Annotated in this window: 13 protein-coding genes; 5 read left to right on the forward strand and 8 right to left on the reverse strand. The window is 76.4% G+C overall.

Annotation, left to right across the window (positions count from 1 at the left end; genetic code table 11):
- Nucleotides 1-284 precede the first annotated feature (284 nt).
- The 4 genes from ACI8AP_RS06000 to ACI8AP_RS06015 form a co-directional block, all read right to left on the reverse strand.
- On the reverse strand, nt 285-770 hold the full coding sequence (locus ACI8AP_RS06000) for a hypothetical protein (RefSeq protein WP_456588427.1): 486 nt from the start codon (nt 768-770) through the stop codon (nt 285-287).
- Nucleotides 771-931: 161 nt separating this feature from the next.
- Nucleotides 932-2,503 (reverse strand): DEAD/DEAH box helicase, encoded by a 1,572-nt coding sequence (locus ACI8AP_RS06005; protein WP_456588428.1) that lies wholly within the window; start codon nt 2,501-2,503, stop codon nt 932-934.
- 295 nt (nt 2,504-2,798) lie between these two features.
- Nucleotides 2,799-4,430 carry a GMC family oxidoreductase gene (locus tag ACI8AP_RS06010; protein ID WP_456588429.1) on the reverse strand — a complete coding sequence of 544 codons (1,632 nt, stop codon included), beginning with the start codon at nt 4,428-4,430 and terminating at the stop codon, nt 2,799-2,801.
- On the reverse strand, nt 4,427-5,980 hold the full coding sequence (locus ACI8AP_RS06015) for an aldehyde dehydrogenase family protein (RefSeq protein WP_456588430.1): 1,554 nt from the start codon (nt 5,978-5,980) through the stop codon (nt 4,427-4,429). Before ACI8AP_RS06015 ends, ACI8AP_RS06010 begins: the two co-directional genes overlap by 4 nt.
- Before the next feature lie 107 nt (nt 5,981-6,087).
- Here ACI8AP_RS06015 and ACI8AP_RS06020 point away from each other — a divergent pair, with 107 nt between their 5' ends.
- The gene (locus ACI8AP_RS06020; protein WP_456588431.1) at nt 6,088-6,621 is read left to right on the forward strand and encodes a hypothetical protein; all 534 of its coding nucleotides are present in this window, start codon (nt 6,088-6,090) and stop codon (nt 6,619-6,621) included.
- Between the two features lie 6 nt (nt 6,622-6,627).
- On the opposite strand, the gene ACI8AP_RS06025 is transcribed toward ACI8AP_RS06020, so the two are convergent.
- Entirely contained in the window at nt 6,628-7,059 is a 432-nt protein-coding gene (locus tag ACI8AP_RS06025; RefSeq protein WP_456588432.1) for an ATP-binding protein, read from the reverse strand.
- 134 nt (nt 7,060-7,193) lie between these two features.
- Between ACI8AP_RS06025 and ACI8AP_RS06030 the strand changes: the two genes are divergently transcribed.
- The gene (locus ACI8AP_RS06030; protein WP_456588433.1) at nt 7,194-10,175 is read left to right on the forward strand and encodes a sacsin N-terminal ATP-binding-like domain-containing protein; all 2,982 of its coding nucleotides are present in this window, start codon (nt 7,194-7,196) and stop codon (nt 10,173-10,175) included.
- Nucleotides 10,176-10,230: 55 nt separating this feature from the next.
- On the opposite strand, the gene ACI8AP_RS06035 is transcribed toward ACI8AP_RS06030, so the two are convergent.
- Entirely contained in the window at nt 10,231-10,602 is a 372-nt protein-coding gene (locus tag ACI8AP_RS06035; RefSeq protein WP_456588434.1) for a hypothetical protein, read from the reverse strand.
- A 209-nt stretch (nt 10,603-10,811) separates the two neighbouring features.
- Complete coding sequence (locus tag ACI8AP_RS06040) at nt 10,812-11,135, reverse strand: hypothetical protein (RefSeq protein WP_456588435.1); 324 nt, start codon at nt 11,133-11,135, stop codon at nt 10,812-10,814.
- Between the two features lie 207 nt (nt 11,136-11,342).
- Between ACI8AP_RS06040 and ACI8AP_RS06045 the strand changes: the two genes are divergently transcribed.
- The 3 genes from ACI8AP_RS06045 (at nt 11,343) to fabG (ending at nt 13,894) form a co-directional block, all read left to right on the forward strand.
- Nucleotides 11,343-11,747 carry an STAS domain-containing protein gene (locus tag ACI8AP_RS06045; protein WP_456588436.1) on the forward strand — a complete coding sequence of 135 codons (405 nt, stop codon included), beginning with the start codon at nt 11,343-11,345 and terminating at the stop codon, nt 11,745-11,747.
- A gap of 117 nt (nt 11,748-11,864) precedes the next feature.
- A complete protein-coding gene (locus tag ACI8AP_RS06050) occupies nt 11,865-13,076 on the forward strand; it encodes an acetyl-CoA C-acetyltransferase (RefSeq protein ID WP_456588437.1) in 1,212 nt (403 codons plus the stop codon).
- Between the two features lie 47 nt (nt 13,077-13,123).
- The gene (gene fabG / locus ACI8AP_RS06055; RefSeq protein ID WP_456588438.1) at nt 13,124-13,894 is read left to right on the forward strand and encodes a 3-oxoacyl-ACP reductase FabG; all 771 of its coding nucleotides are present in this window, start codon (nt 13,124-13,126) and stop codon (nt 13,892-13,894) included.
- A gap of 69 nt (nt 13,895-13,963) precedes the next feature.
- Here the strand turns inward: fabG and ACI8AP_RS06060 are convergent, their stop codons facing one another.
- A complete protein-coding gene (locus ACI8AP_RS06060) occupies nt 13,964-14,830 on the reverse strand; it encodes a DUF1206 domain-containing protein (protein WP_456588439.1) in 867 nt (288 codons plus the stop codon).
- Nucleotides 14,831-14,850: the final 20 nt, after the last annotated feature.

Raw genomic sequence — 14,850 nt, forward strand, 5'->3', positions numbered from 1 at the left:
TCCGCATGCTCAACACCATCGGCTACGCCGGGCCGATCTCGGTGGAGTGGGAGGACGCCGGCATGGACCGGCTCGTGGGTGCGCCCGAGGCGCTGGAGTTCGTCCGCCGGCTGGCCTTCGACCCGCCGTCGGCCGCGTTCGACGCCGCCTTCGCCAGCGGCGGCTGAGCTCCGGCGGTCCGGCCGCCGGTGGGGTGCAGGGAACCGGGTGGGCCGGCGGGAGACGTCCCGCCGGCCCACCCGGCGGCGTTCTCGGGCGCGGCGACGAGCGGTGCCGCGGCAGGGTCACTCCACCTGGACGGTGACCTCGATGCCTCGTTCCCGGTCGTCGCGCTGCGAGGAGTAGAAGACGTACTCGCCGGGCTCCAGGGTGACGGTGAGGGTGCCGGTCAGCCCCGGCCGGATGACACCGGTGGTCGCGACCTGCTCCCCGTCGCGATCGACGGAGAGGTCGTGCTCCTGGCCGCCCTCGTTGACGACCTCGATCTCGTAGGGTCCCGCCGCCAACTCGGTGGGCATGATGAGGCCGCCGTCCTCCAGCCGCACCGTCTCGGTGAGGACGTCGGTCTCCACGCCGGTCGAGGTCGCCGGCGGCGAGCCGCCACGCCCGGAGTCACCGGGCTGGGTGGGCAGCCCCGGCGCCGTCTCGGTCGGCACGGCGTCCTCCGTGGAGCCGTTCCCCCCGCAGCCGGTCAGCAGGCCCAGCCCGACGGCGAAGGCGGCCGCCGTGACCCGGCGTCGGTGGGACGGGGGACGGGGCGATCGGGGCACGGTGCCTCCTCCGGGTGCGGTGCCCCCGGCGCGGACGCCGTCGCCCGGCCCGCGCCGGATGAGCGTCGGATCCGACGTGCAGTCCAGTGCCCAGCGATGCGCGGACCAACCGTCGGCCGCTCTGCCGCGGCGGCACCGGTGTCGGCGCCGCCGCGGCGCGGTCAGCGACCTCGGCGGGACCGCGAGCTGAACGAGGCGGCCGAGGTCGTCCCGGCCCGCGCGGCCAGCTCGGCGCGGGTGCGGGCCGGGCCGCTCGCGCGACCGGAGCCCCCCGCACCACCGCGGCCGGAGGCCGCTGCGGGCTTGGCCGAGCCCGAGCCGGAACCCGAGCCGCCGCGACGGCGACGGCCGCCACCGGAGCCCTGCGGCTGCGGCTCCGGGGCCGGAGCCGGCTCGACGTAGGGCGCCGCCGGGCCGGCGAGCTCGGCGATCTGCTCGGCCCCGGGGCGGACCTGGCTGACGATCGGGGAGATCCCGGCCTGACGGGTCAGGGTGCGCACCTCGCCCACCATGTCGGGGGTCGTGATCGTGACGACGGTGCCGCCGGCGCCGGCCCGGGCGGTGCGGCCCGACCGGTGCAGGTAGGCCTTGTGCTCGGTCGGCGGGTCGACGTGGACGACCAGCGCGACGTCGTCGACGTGGATGCCCCGGGCGGCGATGTCGGTCGCGCACAGCACCCGGCTGGAGCCGTTGCTGAACGCCTCGAGGTTGCGCTCACGGGCGTTCTGGCTGAGGTTGCCGTGCAGGTCGACGGACGGGATGCCCGCCGCGGTGAGCTGCTTGGCCAGCTTCTTGGCCTGGTGCTTGGTCCGCGTGAACAGCACGCTGCGACCCAGCCCCGACGCCAGCTGCCGCACGACCTCGGCCTTGTCCGCGCTCTGCACGTGGAAGACGTGGTGGGTCATCGTGCTGACCGGCGCCACCGCGGGGTCGACCGAGTGGGTCGTCGGGTTGTCGAGGTAGCGCTTGACCAGCACGTCGACGCCGTTGTCCAGCGTGGCGCTGAAGAGCATGCGCTGCCCGACCTTCGGGGTGCGGTCCATGATGCGCTTGACGCCGGGCAGGAAGCCCAGGTCGGCCATGTGGTCCGCCTCGTCGAGGATGGTCACCTCGATGGCGCCCAGGTCGCAGTGACCCTGGCCGATCAGGTCCTCGAGCCGGCCGGGGCAGGCGATGACGATGTCGACCCCGCGGGCCAGCGCCTGCACCTGTGGGTTCTGGCCGACGCCGCCGAAGATCGTCGTCGCCGACATGCCCAGCGCCCGGGCCATCGGGTCGACGACCGCGAAGACCTGGTTGGCCAGCTCACGGGTCGGCACGAGCACCAGCGCGCGCGGGCGCTTGGCCTGGCGGCGGGTGCCGGAGGCGGCGAGCCGGGCGACCAGGGGGATGGAGAAGGCGAGGGTCTTGCCCGAGCCGGTGCGGCCGCGGCCGAGGACGTCGCGCCCGGCCAGGCTGTCGGGCAGCGTGGCGACCTGGATGGGGAACGGCGCGGTGATGCCGCTGGTCTCGAGCACCTCCACCATCGGCGCGGGGACGCCGAGGGCGGCGAAGGTGGTGTCGGTGGGGAGCACGGTCGCGTCGGCCCCGACGGGGACGACGACGGGCGCGGGGGCGGCGGCGGGCGCCGGGCGGTTCTGGTTCTGCTGCTCGCCGGCCGGGCGGGTGCCGCGGCCGCGGCCGCCACGACGGCGGCGGGCGCCGCCCTCGCTGGGGGCGGGGGTGTTCTGCATGGAGGTCAATGGAGTCCTTCGACGCTCGAGTGGCTGCGCGACCACCGCAGTCGAGCGAGCGCCGGCGCACCTGCGCGTGGGCAGGGCGGGCTCGCATCGTCGGCGAGACGTCGGTCAGCCGGGCGCACCAAGGTGGCGCAGCCTCAGCCCGACGTCGATTCCTGCCGCTCCGGATGAGCGAGGGCGGCGCCGGTACACACCACTCAACCAGACCCGGCCGCCGTGTGGTCCCACCGGGAGGGAGTGTCAGGTCACATCGGGTGAGGACGCGGCACCTCCCGGAGGCGCTTCCGGCTCAGTGCGCGGCGGCCGGCTGCCCCGCGGGCGTGCGGCCGAGGATCAGGTCGGCCGCCCGCTCGGCGATCATGATCGTCGGCGCGTTGGTGTTGCCGCGCACCAGCGTCGGCATGACCGAGGCGTCGACCACCCGCAGGCCCTCGATGCCGCGCACCCGCAGCTGCGGGTCGACGACGGCCATGTCGTCGGAACCGTCGTCGGTGCCCATCCGGCAGGAGGACACCGGGTGGTAGAGCGACTCGAGGGTGTCGCGCACCTTCTGCCGCAGCGCTTCCCGCCCGTGCACCGTGCCGCCGGGCGACCACTCCTCGGCCAGCACCGAGGACAGTGGGGCGACCGAGGCGATCTCGCGGGCCCGCTCGACGCCGGAGACCAGCGCGTCGAGGTCGCGCTCGTCGGTGAGGTAGCCGGCGTCGATGGCCGGGGCCCACGTCGGGTCGGCCGAGCGCAGCCGCACCGAGCCGCGGGAGTGCACCCGCACGAGCACGACGGCCGCGGTGAAGGCCTCGGCGTCGGGGTCGACCTCCGCCTGCTTCCAGAACTTCACCGGCAGGAAGTGCAGCTGCAGGTCCGGCTCGGCCACGTCGGGGCGGGACCGGGTGAACAGCCCTGCCTCGGCGAGGTTGGAGGTGAGCGGGCCGCGACCGGCCGCCTTCCACTTCGCGAGGTTGACCGGCGTCTCGGCCAGCCGCAGCGACCTCCCCGAGCGCACGGTCCAGATGACCGGCACCAGCGGGTGGTCCTGCAGGCCGGCGCCCACCCCCGGCAGGTCGTGGACGACGTCGACGCCGACCTCGCGCAGGTGATCGGCCGGGCCGATGCCGGAGAGCATCAGCAGCTGCGGGGAGTTGACCGCGCCGCCGGAGAGCACCACCTCCCGGGTGGCGCGCACGGTGTGCAGCCGGCCGCCGCAGCGGTACTCGACCCCGGTGGCCCGCCCGTTCTCGACCAGCACCCGGGTGGTCAGCGCCCCGGTGCGCACGGTCAGGTTCGGCCGGCCGGCGGCGGGGTGCAGGTAGGCGTCGGCAGCCGACCAGCGGCGGCCGCGGCGCTGCGTCACCTGGAACGGGCCGACGCCCTCCTGCGTGGCGCCGTTGAAGTCCGGGTTGCGCGGGTAGCCGCTGGCCACCGCCGACTCGACGACCGCCGTGGTCCACGGGTGCGGCGAGCGCAGGTCCTCGACCCGCAGGGGACCGCCGACGCCGTGCCACTCGTCGGCCCCGCGGGCGTTGTCCTCCATCCGCCGGAACAGCGGCAGCACCTGCTCGTAGGACCACGACGGGTCGCCGGTCAGCTCGGCCCACTCGTCGTAGTCGGCCCGGGCGCCGCGGATGTAGATCATCGCGTTGATCGACGACGAGCCGCCGAGCAGCTTGCCGCGCGGCCAGAAGAGCCTCCGGCCGCCCAAGCCGGGCTGCTCGTCGGTCGTGTAGTTCCAGTCGTGCCGGGTGCGCCAGACCTTGTACAGCCCGGCGGGGATCTTGACCTCGAGGACGTCGTCGGGGCCGCCGGCCTCCAGCACGAGCACCCGCAGCGACGGGTCCTCGCTCAGCCGCCCGGCGACCGCGCTGCCGGCCGAGCCCGCGCCCACGACGACGACGTCGAACTCCGCTCCGTCCGCCGTGCTCACCGGTGTCGTCCGTGCAGCATGCCCATGACCCGGGCGAGCGCGTCGGCGGCGTTCGCGGGCCGGCCGAAGCTCATCAGGTTGACCGGCAGCGGCACGCGCTGGCGGGTGATGGCCTTGGCGCGGGTGAACTCCTTGAGCCCGTCCTCGCCGTGGATGCGTCCGAAACCGGAGTCGCCCACGCCGCCGAAGGGCAGGGCGGGGACCGAGGCGAAGGTGAGCACCGAGTTGATCGACGTCATGCCGCTGCGCATCCGGCGGGCGAGGTCCATCGCCTTGTCCTTGGAGGCCGAGAAGACCGCCCCGGCCAGGCCGTAGGTCGTGTCGTTGGCGCGCTGCAGGGCCTCCTCGGCGTCGCGCACCTTCGTGATGGTGAGCGTGGGGCCGAAGGTCTCCTCGCGGATCGCCGCCGAGTCCTCGGGGACGTCGAGCAGCACGGTGGGCGCCACGTAGCCCTGGGCCGGGAACGCCTCGGCGTCGGTGCCACCGGTGACCACCCGGGCGCCGGCGGACTCGGCGTCGGCGACGTGCGAGCGGACCACGTCGATCTGCCCGGGCATGGTCATCGGGCCGTAGGTCGCCCCGCCGTCGGCACCCGGTCGCAGGGTGCGCACCTGGGCGGTGACCGCGTCCACGAAGCGGTCGTAGACCGCCTCGGTGGCGTACACCCGCTCGATGCCGATGCAGGTCTGGCCCCCGTTGCTCATCGCGCCCCAGACGGCCGCGTCCGCGGCGGCGGCCACGTCGGCGTCGTCGTCGACGATCATCGCGTCCTTGCCGCCGAGCTCCATGAGCACCGGGGTGAGGGTCTCGGCGCAGGCGGCCATGACCTTCCTGCCGGTCGCCGCGGAGCCGGTGAAGGCGAGCTTGTCGACGGGCACCCGGCACAGCGCGGCGCCGGTGGACCCGAAGCCGGTGACGACCTGGAAGGCGTCGGCGCAGTCGGGGACGGCCGCCCGCCAGGCGGCGGCCAGCCAGGCGCCGACGGCCGGCGCGTACTCGGAGGGCTTGAAGACGACGGCGTTGCCGGCGGCCAGCGCGTAGGCGATCGAGCCCATCGGCGTGAACACCGGGTAGTTCCACGGGCCGATGACGCCGACGACGCCCAGCGGCTGGTACTCCAGGTAGGCGGCGTGGTTCGCGGCCAGCAGGCCGGGGTTGACCTTGCGCGGGCCCAGGGTCTTGCGCGCGTGCCCGGCGGCCCAGGCGAGGTGGTCGACGGCGAGGGTGATCTCGAGGATCGCGTCGGCGTGCGGCTTGCCGTTCTCCCGGTGCACCAGGTCGGCCAGCTCGTGCATGCGCCGGGCCAGGTAGCCGCGGTAGGCCGAGAGCCGCTCCTTGCGGCCGTCGAAGCCCAGCGCCGCCCACTGCTGCGCGGCGGTGCGGGCCCGCGCGACGGTCGCGCCGACGGCGGCCTCGTCGTGCACGGGGAAGACGCCGACGACCTCGCCGGTGGCCGGCGCCGTCGACTCGAACGTCTCGGTGGTGGCGTGCCGGCCGACCGTTCCCGCGGTGGAGCCGGTGACCGTGTCCATCTGCTCGGCGAGCGACATGTGACGCACGTTACCCGCGAGTCACAGACATCGGCGCCGGGGTTCGCCCGGTCGGGGAGAGCCACCGATCCGAGACATCGCGGTTCCGCGCATGGCATCCTCACGAGGTGGTGCGGAGGGCGGCGTGGGTGCTGGCGGGGGCCCTCCTGCTGAGCGGGTGCGCGCGGAGCCTCGAGGAGCAGGCGCACGATCGGTTGCAGGAGCGCGTCGGGTCGGTGCACGAGCACTACCTCGACGATCGCGCGCGCGACCCCCTGTCCACCGGCCGCGCCGCACTCGAGTCGCTGGACCCCTACGGCGAGGCGCTGGCGTCCTCGGCCGACGGGGACGAGATCCGGCTGCTGGTCGGCGTCGGCGTCACGGTGTCGGAGACGGAGGGGTGGAAGCCTCAGACGACCACCGCGTCGCTGGGCACCTGCCTGGAGGTGCTGATCACCGTCGGCGAGGGCGGGGACGACCGCGGGACGGTGCGCACCGAACCCGTCCGGTGCCCGCCCCGTATCGAGGTCCTCGGGGACGACAACTCGCCGGTGGATGCGCTGACCACTGATCTGGACGGCCGGGAGGACGACGTCCCCGAGCCGCCGTACGACCGCCCGGTCTGCTACTCCGGCGGAGACTGCACCGAGGGCGGCGGCTGACCCGGTTCAGCCGCCACCGTCCACCACGGCCCAGGCGGTCTTGGCGCCGGGCTCGGCGAACCAGCCGTGGGCCAGCGAGAGGTCGGCCACCAGGTAGAGCCCGAAGCCGCCGAGCCCGGGGTCGCGGCCCTGGGCCGGGGCCGGCGGGACGTCGGCGGCGGAGTCGCGGACGGCGATCAGCCACCGGTCGCCGTCGCGGCCGAGGACCGCCGCGACCGGGGCGCCCCCGTGCCGGAGGGCGTTGGAGGTGAGCTCGTCGGCGATGAGCACCAGCCGCTCGGACCAGTGGTCGCGCTCGGGGTGGGCGACGGTGGGGCTGCCGGTCGTGGCGGTCCGCAGCCGGGCGCGCAGCGCGGCCAGCTCACCGAGCGAGGAGAGCTCCTGGCACCACACCTCGGCGAACCGGTCCGGGGGGCGCGCGGACTCCCAGAGCGCCACCCGTCACCGCCTCCTCGTGCCGGCTCCGCTGACCGGTCGTGGCGCCACCCTGCCCGTTCCGGCGCGGGTCGAATCCTCGTCCCACCCCGAAGAGGTGACCCGGGGGTGACAGGGCGGCTCTAGGGTCCGTGCGCATGGCCGCCAGCACCCCCGGGGACCCCCGCGACCCGTTCGGCACGGCCGGGCTGCGGCGCCGGGTGCTCGCGGCCTGGGCCGACTCGCCGGCCCGGTTCCGCGAGGACGCCAACGCCGAGGAGGACCTCGTCCGGGGTGGCTACCGCGACCGGCTGCTCGTGGAGCTGGCGCAGAACGCCGCGGACGCCGCGCTGCGGGCCGGCGTGCCGGGGCGGCTGCGCCTGCTGCTGGCCGGCGACGAGCTGCGGGCCGCCAACACGGGGGCGCCCCTGGACGCCGGCGGGGTCGTGGGCCTGGCCATGCTGCGTGCCTCGGCGAAGCGGGACTACCCCGCCGCCGTCGGCCGGTTCGGCGTGGGGTTCGCCGCGGTGCTGACCGTGAGCGACGAGCCGGCGGTGCTCTCCCGCACCGGGGGCGTCCGGTTCAGCGCCGGGCGTACGCGGGCGGAGGTCGCGGCGCTGCCGGAGCTGGCCGCCGAGCTGGCCCGCCGGGACGGCGCGGTGCCGGTGCTCCGGCTGCCCTGGCCGGCCGCCGGTGCGCTCCCGGAGGGGTTCGACACCGAGGTCGTGCTGCCCCTGCTCCCGGGCGCGCGGGACGGCGTCGTCGCGGCGCTCCGGGCGCTGCCGGCCGAGCTGCTGCTGGCGCTGCCCGGCCTGGCGGTGGTGGACGTGGTGGTCGACGGCGCCCGCCGCGTGCTGACCCGGGAGGGGAGCGCGCCGGAGGTGCGGCTGACCGAGGACGGCGTGCCGACGCGGTGGGCCGTCGCCGAGCGGTCGGGTGAGCTGCCGCCGCAGCTGCTCGCCGGTCGACCGGTCGAGGAGCGCGAGCGCCGGGCCTGGACGGTCGCCTGGGCGGTCCCGCTGGACGACGCCGGGCGACCGCGGCCCCTGCCCGGCCGGCAGGTGGTGCACGCCCCGACGCCCACCGACGAGCCGCTGCCGCTGCCGCTGCGGCTGATCGCGCCGTTCCCCCTGGGGCCCGACCGGCGGCACGTGCTCCCGGGTCCGGTGACCGACCTGCTCGTGGCCGAGTCGGCGCAGGCGCTCGCCGACCTGGTCGCCCGCCTGCCCGCTCACCCGGAGCTGCTGATGGTCCTGCCCCGGCCGGGGCTGGCCGGCGCCGCCCTCGAGGCCGCGCTCACCGGTGCGGCGCTGGAGCGGCTGCGCGCGACCGCGTGGTTGCCGGTGGCCGGCGAGGCGGGGGAGCGGCAGCCGCCCGCCCGCGCGGTCGTGCTGGACGGCGCCACCGCCGAGCAGGTCGCCGCGGTGACCGGGGTGCTGCCCGGGCTGCTGCCGGCGGGCTGGTCGCGGCGCGCCGACGGGCCGGTGCTCGCGGCGCTCGGGATCCGCCGGTCCGGGCTCGCCGACGTCGTCGAGGCGGTGCGGCAGGTGGCCCGCCCGGCCGGCTGGTGGGCCGAGCTGTACGCGGCCTTCGCCGACGCCGACCGGGAGGAGCTGGCGGCGCTGCCGGTGCCGCTGGCCGACGGGCGGACCGCGCACGGCCCGGCCGGGGTGCTGCTGCCCGAACCCGGCCTGCCGGTGGAGCGGCTGGCTGCCCTTCCGCTGCGCCTCGCCGACCCGGCGGCGGCGGGCCCCCGGCCCGCGCGCCGGCTGCTGGAGCGGCTGGGCGCGCGTCCGGCCACGGCGGAGGCGGTGCTCACCGATCCGGCGGTGCGGGCGGCGGTGGCGGGCTCGCTCGACGCGACCGAGGAGGACGTCGCCGGCGCGCCCGACCCCGAGGAGCTGGCCGACGCGGTGCTGGCCCTGGTCGCCGCCGCCCCGGAGGTCGCCGGTGCGCCGTGGCTCGCCGAGCTGGCGCTGCCCGACGCCGCCGGCGGGTACGCGCCGGCGGGGGAGCTGCTGCTGCCGGGCTCGCCGCTGGCCGCCGTGCTGGAGGAGGGGGCGCTGGGCGTCCTCGACCCGACCTTCGCCGCGGCGGCGGACGTCGCGGCACTGCGCGCGGTCGGCGTGCTGGACCGGTTCGCCCTGGTGCGCGCGGACGAGCTCGACGTCGACGGCGCGCTCGACTGGGCCGACGCCGTGCTCGACCGGCTGGCCGGGGAGGAGCCGCCGGTCTGGCCCGCGCTGGTCGCCGTCCGCGACCTGGAGCTGGTGGCCGACTGGCCGGGGGCGCTCGCGCTGCTCGCCACGGCCCCGGCCGAGGCGTGGGCCGACGTCGTCGTCGGTGGTGTGCCGGTGCCGGGCTACCTGCGCTGGTGGCTGCTGACCCACCCGGTCCTCGACGGGCACCGGCCGGACCGCCTGGCGCACCCCGACAGCACCGAGCTCGCCGGCCTGTACGACCCCGCTCCCCTCGGGGAGCCGCTGCTGGGGCTGCTGCGCCCGCCCGCCGCGCTGGCCGACGTGCTGGTCGATCCCGACGGCGCCCGCGACCTGCTCGACCGGCTGGCCGACCCCGCGCGCACGGTCGCGCCCGCGGTGCTCCGCACGGTCCACGCGCGGCTGGCCGTCGCGCTGGACGGGTGGGACGTCGAGCCGCCGCCCCGGGTGCGGATCGCGCCGGACCGGGTGGTGGAGCGTGCGGTGGTGCTGGACGCACCGCACCTGCTGCCGCTGGTGGACCTGCCGGTCGTGCCGGCCGGCGGGGCACCGGGGCCGGTGGCCGACCTGCTCGACCTCCCGCTGGCCGGCGAGCTGGTGCGCCGGCCGCGGGTGACCAGCGAGCCGCTGCGCTCGTCGGCGTGGGCCGAGGTGCCCGGCGCCGCGCTGGCCGCCGCCCGGCTCGGCAGCGGCGCACTGACGGGATCGGTGGCGGTGCACGCACCACTCACCGTCGACGGGCGTCCGGTGCCGTGGTGGCCGGCCGACGACGTCGACCACGTCGACGGCACGCCGGGTGCGCTGGGGCGGGCGCTCGCCTGGCGGTCGGGCGCGTGGGACCTCCGCCAGGCGCTGGCCGAGGCCTTCGCCCTGCCCGACCGCGCCCTCGACCTGGCGGCCGAGGACGCGGTCGGCTGGTGAAGGACCCCGTCCCTCTCACCGCGCGCACGCTCGCGGCGAGCCTCCGGACGGGGCCTCACTGACCCCAGCGGGGGATGGCGGCGGCGCCGGGGGCGTGGCCGTGGGGAGACGGCCGGCCGCCGCCTCGCCGGTTGCCGGCGCCGGCCGCCCCGGGCGCCGGGGACACCGACTGCCAGCAGCGGAACAGCGACAGCCACCGGTCGGCGGTCAGCGCCGTCGGCCGGGTGGTGGGCGCGAGCCCTTCCTGGCGCAGCCAGCGGACGCCGGCCGTGCCGGGCAGCTGGGCCCGCAGGAGCGGACCCAGCGGCGCCGACGGCGAGGCGAGGACGGCATGGGCGAGGCGGTCGAACGCGGCGGTCTCGTTCTCGGGCAGCGCCGCGCGGGCGTCGGCGGCGGGACCGGAGGGGACGGGGCTGGTGCGGGACACGGGGTGCCTCCGTGGCGGTGCGGTGCGGGGCGTCCCGCGAGCGCGACGAGGCCCGGCGGGGACGCGGGGGAGCGGGCGCCCGGAGAAACCGGGCGCGAACGGCGGGCGGGGGAACCGGCCCGCGGCGCGTCAGCTCAGGAGGTGCGCAGTCGCACGGAGTACCGCATGGGGAGGGACGCTAGGCGGTCGTCGTCCGGCCGTCCAACCATTTACCGGGTGGAGTTCCGCGCCGCCTTGCGCGCCTGGTGCGCCTCCCAGCGAGCGCGGTCGCGCGCTCGGGCGTCGGCGTTGCGCTCCCACTTCTCCTTGCGCCGGCGGGCCCGGGCCAGCTCCCGCTGCTCGAAGGTCGCGTGCGACTCCCAGCCGGAGGCGGCGACGGCCAGGGCCACGGCGGTGAGCGCGGCGATCGCCACCGCGGCCGCGAGGATCAGGTCCAGCACGACGAACGCGCCCACCGCCACCGCCACCCCGGCGACGCAGCCTCCGACGAGCAGGGGGGAGGGGCGGCGGGACGAGGGGCGGGGCTCGGTCACCGGCCCAGTATCCGCCTCCCGCCGGACCTGCGGCGGAGCACCTCGCACGCGTCGGCGTCCGGGCGGCGTGCCGACCCTTGTGCCCCGACCCCGCAATGCCTACGGTCGGAGGTGCGGTTCAGCAGCAGCCGCCAACCCAGTGCTGGTCGTCGTGTCGTTCGCGTCCGCAGGCTCACTGGTCCGGCATCCGCCCCGAGAGGCATATCCGTGACCGCTTCCTCGCTCGACCGTTCGCTCACCGAGTCCACCCCGGTCCCCGTCAGGCCGGACGTCCCCCCGGCGGTTCCCCTCGCGCTCGAGGTGGCCGGCACCGCCGCCCAGCCGCGGCTGACCGTCGCCGGCGAGGTCGACTGCACCTCCGCCCCCCGGGTCGGCGCCGTCCTCGACGAGCTGGTCGACGCCGCGCCCCGCGAGGTCGTGGTCGACCTGACCGCCGTCACCTTCCTCGACTCGGCGGGGCTCTGCACCCTGGCCGCCGCGCACCGGAAGGCGCTGGCCGCCGGTGGGCACCTGCGGGTGCTGGCCGCGACGCGCGCCGTCATCCGGCCGTTGCAGATCACCGGCCTCTGGAGCCTCCTGGCCGGCGAGCAGGTCGACGCCGCCGCCTCCTGACCTCCCGGGTCCCTGCCGGACAGGGGCCGGGGGCGCGCGCCGGTCGCCCGCGGGGCAGACTCGGCGCCACGCGGCGCCGTGCCGGGCGTCGGGAGCGGACGAACGAGGAGGACCACCGTGCGCGATGCGGTCATCTGCGAGCCCCTGCGGACGCCGGTCGGCGGGTTCGGGGGCTCGCTGCGCGACGTCCCCGTCCAGGAGCTGGCGGCGACGGTGATCCGGGCGCTGATGGAGCGCACCGGGCTGCCGCCGGAGTCGGTGGACGACGTCCTGCTCGGGCACTGCTACCCGACGATGGACGCCCCCGCCCTCGGCCGGGTCGCCGCCCTCGACGCGGGCCTGCCGGTGACGGCCTCCGGTCTGCAGATCGACCGCCGCTGCGGCTCGGGCCTGCAGGCGGTCATCTACGCGGCGATGCAGGTGCAGTCCGGCGCCTCCGACGTCGTCCTGGCCGGTGGCGCGGAGTCCATGAGCAACGCGCCGTTCTACTCGACCGCGATGCGCTGGGGCGTCAAGCCCGGGCCCGGCGTGCTGCTGGAGGACGGGCTGGCCCGCGGCCGGGTCACCGCCGGCGGCCAGAACCACCCCGTGCCCGGCGGGATGCTGGAGACCGCGGAGAACGTCCGCCGGGACTACGGCATCGGCCGCCAGGAGCAGGACGAGTACGCCGTCCGCAGCCACCAGCGCGCCGCGGCCGCCACCGCCGAGGGGCGGTTCGCCGACGAGATCGTGCCGGTGACGATCAAGCACCGGAAGGGCGAGACCGTCGTCGACCGCGACGAGCACATCCGCCCCGACTCGAACGTCGAGACCCTCGCCAAGCTGCGCCCGATCCTGGGCAAGAACGACCCCGACGCCACGGTGACCGCGGGCAACGCCTCCGGGCAGAACGACGGCGCCGCGGTTGCGATCGTCACGCACCCGGAGAAGGCCGCCGAGCTCGGCCTGCGCCCGCTGGCCCGCCTGGTGTCCTTCGGGGTGGGCGGCGTGCCCCCGAAGACGATGGGCATCGGCCCGGTGCCGGCCACCGCGAAGGCGCTGGCGCTGGCCGACCTCAAGCTCTCCGACGTCGACCTCATCGAGCTGAACGAGGCGTTCGCCAGCCAGGTGCTCGCCGTCGCCAAGGAGTGGGGCTTCACCGACTCCGACTGGGAGCGCACCAACGTGAACGGCTCGGGCATCTCGCTCGGCCACCCGGTGGGCGCGACCGGCGGTCGCATCCTCGCCACGCTGCTGCGCGAGATGGACCGGCGCGGCGCCCGCTACGGCCTGGAGACGATGTGCATCGGCGGCGGCCAGGGGCTCGCCGCGCTGTTCGAGCGGGTCTGAGCCAGACTCCGTCCGACCGTCCCGAACGAGCCGAGGAGCGCTGCCGCATGTCCACGTCCCCCACCGGTTCCCCCCGCGTCGCGATCGTCACCGGTGCCGCCCGCGGCATCGGCGCCGCCACCGCGCTGCGGCTGGCCCGGGACGGCTTCGCCGTGGCGGTGATCGACCTGAAGGAGGACGACGCCCGCGGCACCGTCGAGGCGATCGAGGCCGCCGGCGGCCGGGCGCTGGCCGTGGGGGCCGACGTCGGCGACGGCGAGCAGGTGCAGGCGGCGGTCGACCGGATCGCCACCGAGCTCGGGCCGCCGGTGGTGCTGGTGAACAACGCCGGCGTCACCCGCGACAACATGCTGTTCAAGATGTCCGACGCCGACTGGGACGTGGTCATGCACGTGCACCTGCGCGGCTCGTTCCTGATGACCCGCGCGGCGCAGAAGCACATGATCGACCAGAAGTGGGGTCGGATCGTCAATCTGTCCAGCACCTCCGCACTGGGCAACCGCGGGCAGGCCAACTACGCCACGGCGAAGGCCGGCCTGCAGGGCTTCACCAAGACCCTCGCGATCGAGCTGGGCAAGTTCGGCGTCACCGCCAACTGCATCGCGCCCGGCTTCATCCAGACCGAGATGACCAAGGCGACGGCCGAGCGCATCGGCGAGGAGTGGGAGTCCTACGTGCAGAAGCGGGCCGCGGCGATCCCGGTCGCGCGGGCGGGTGTGCCCGAGGACATCGCGCACACCGTCTCCTTCTTCTGCAGCGAGGGCGCGGGGTTCGTCTCCGGCCAGGTCGTCTACGTCGCCGGCGGTCCCCGCACGTAGAAGGACCCCCGTGCCCCCCACGCCTCGCGTGCTCGGCGTGGGGCCCTGCACGGGGGCCGTTCCAGCACGTCACTGCGACGGGTCGCGGTCGGGGTAGCGGGCGCGGGCGAGGGCGTAGACGCCGAACGCCGCGAATCCGGCCGCGACTCCGGCGAGCAGCCACGGCCCGGCGCTCACCCCGGCGATCGCCGTCATGGCGCCGTCGAGGCCGGTCGCGGTGGAGACGTCGGACGAGGTGGCCGCGCGCCACAGCAGGACGCCGACCAGCCCGAACGCGATGCCCTTCGCCAGGTAGCCGATCCGCCCGAGCGCCTCGATCACCGGCTCCCAGCGGTCGGGGGCGGCGGGCAGGTCGATGTCGCGCATGAAGCCGCCGGTGCAGCCGCGCGCGAACGTGTAGGTCCCGACCGCCACCACCCCGGCGGCGACCGCGCCGACCAGCACCGCCCCGCCGGGGATCAGCAGCGTCTCCTCGGTGAGACCGCGCAGCCGCTCGTCGGCCTCGTACTCGAGACCGAAGGAGAACAGCAGGGCGGTGAGCCCGAGGAACCCGTACACGGCGCCCTTGACCAGGCACTTGGCGCAGACGACGGCGGTGTGCACCCGGTGCGCGGGGGCGAGCAGGCCGTGCCACCAGAGCAGCACCTCGGCCGCCTGCCACACGGCCAGCGAGAGCATGCCCAGCCCGATCGCGACCAGCAGCAGCCGCCCGCCGGGCCCGCCGGCGACGGTGAGCAGCGCGCCGGTCTGGTCGGCGTCGGCTCCCCGCAGGCCCATCGCCAGGCGCAGCGCGAGGACGGCGATGAGCAGGTGCATGGCGCCGTAGGCGATCAGGCCGGCGCGGGCGAGGTGGGTGAGCACCGGGGAGTCGGTGACCCGGCGGACCCGGTCGACGAGGTCGTGCAGCCGACGAAGGACCCCGCTTCCCCCCACCACTCGCGAGTTCGTGGCGGGAC

Source organism: Blastococcus sp. SYSU DS1021 (assembly GCF_054050995.1).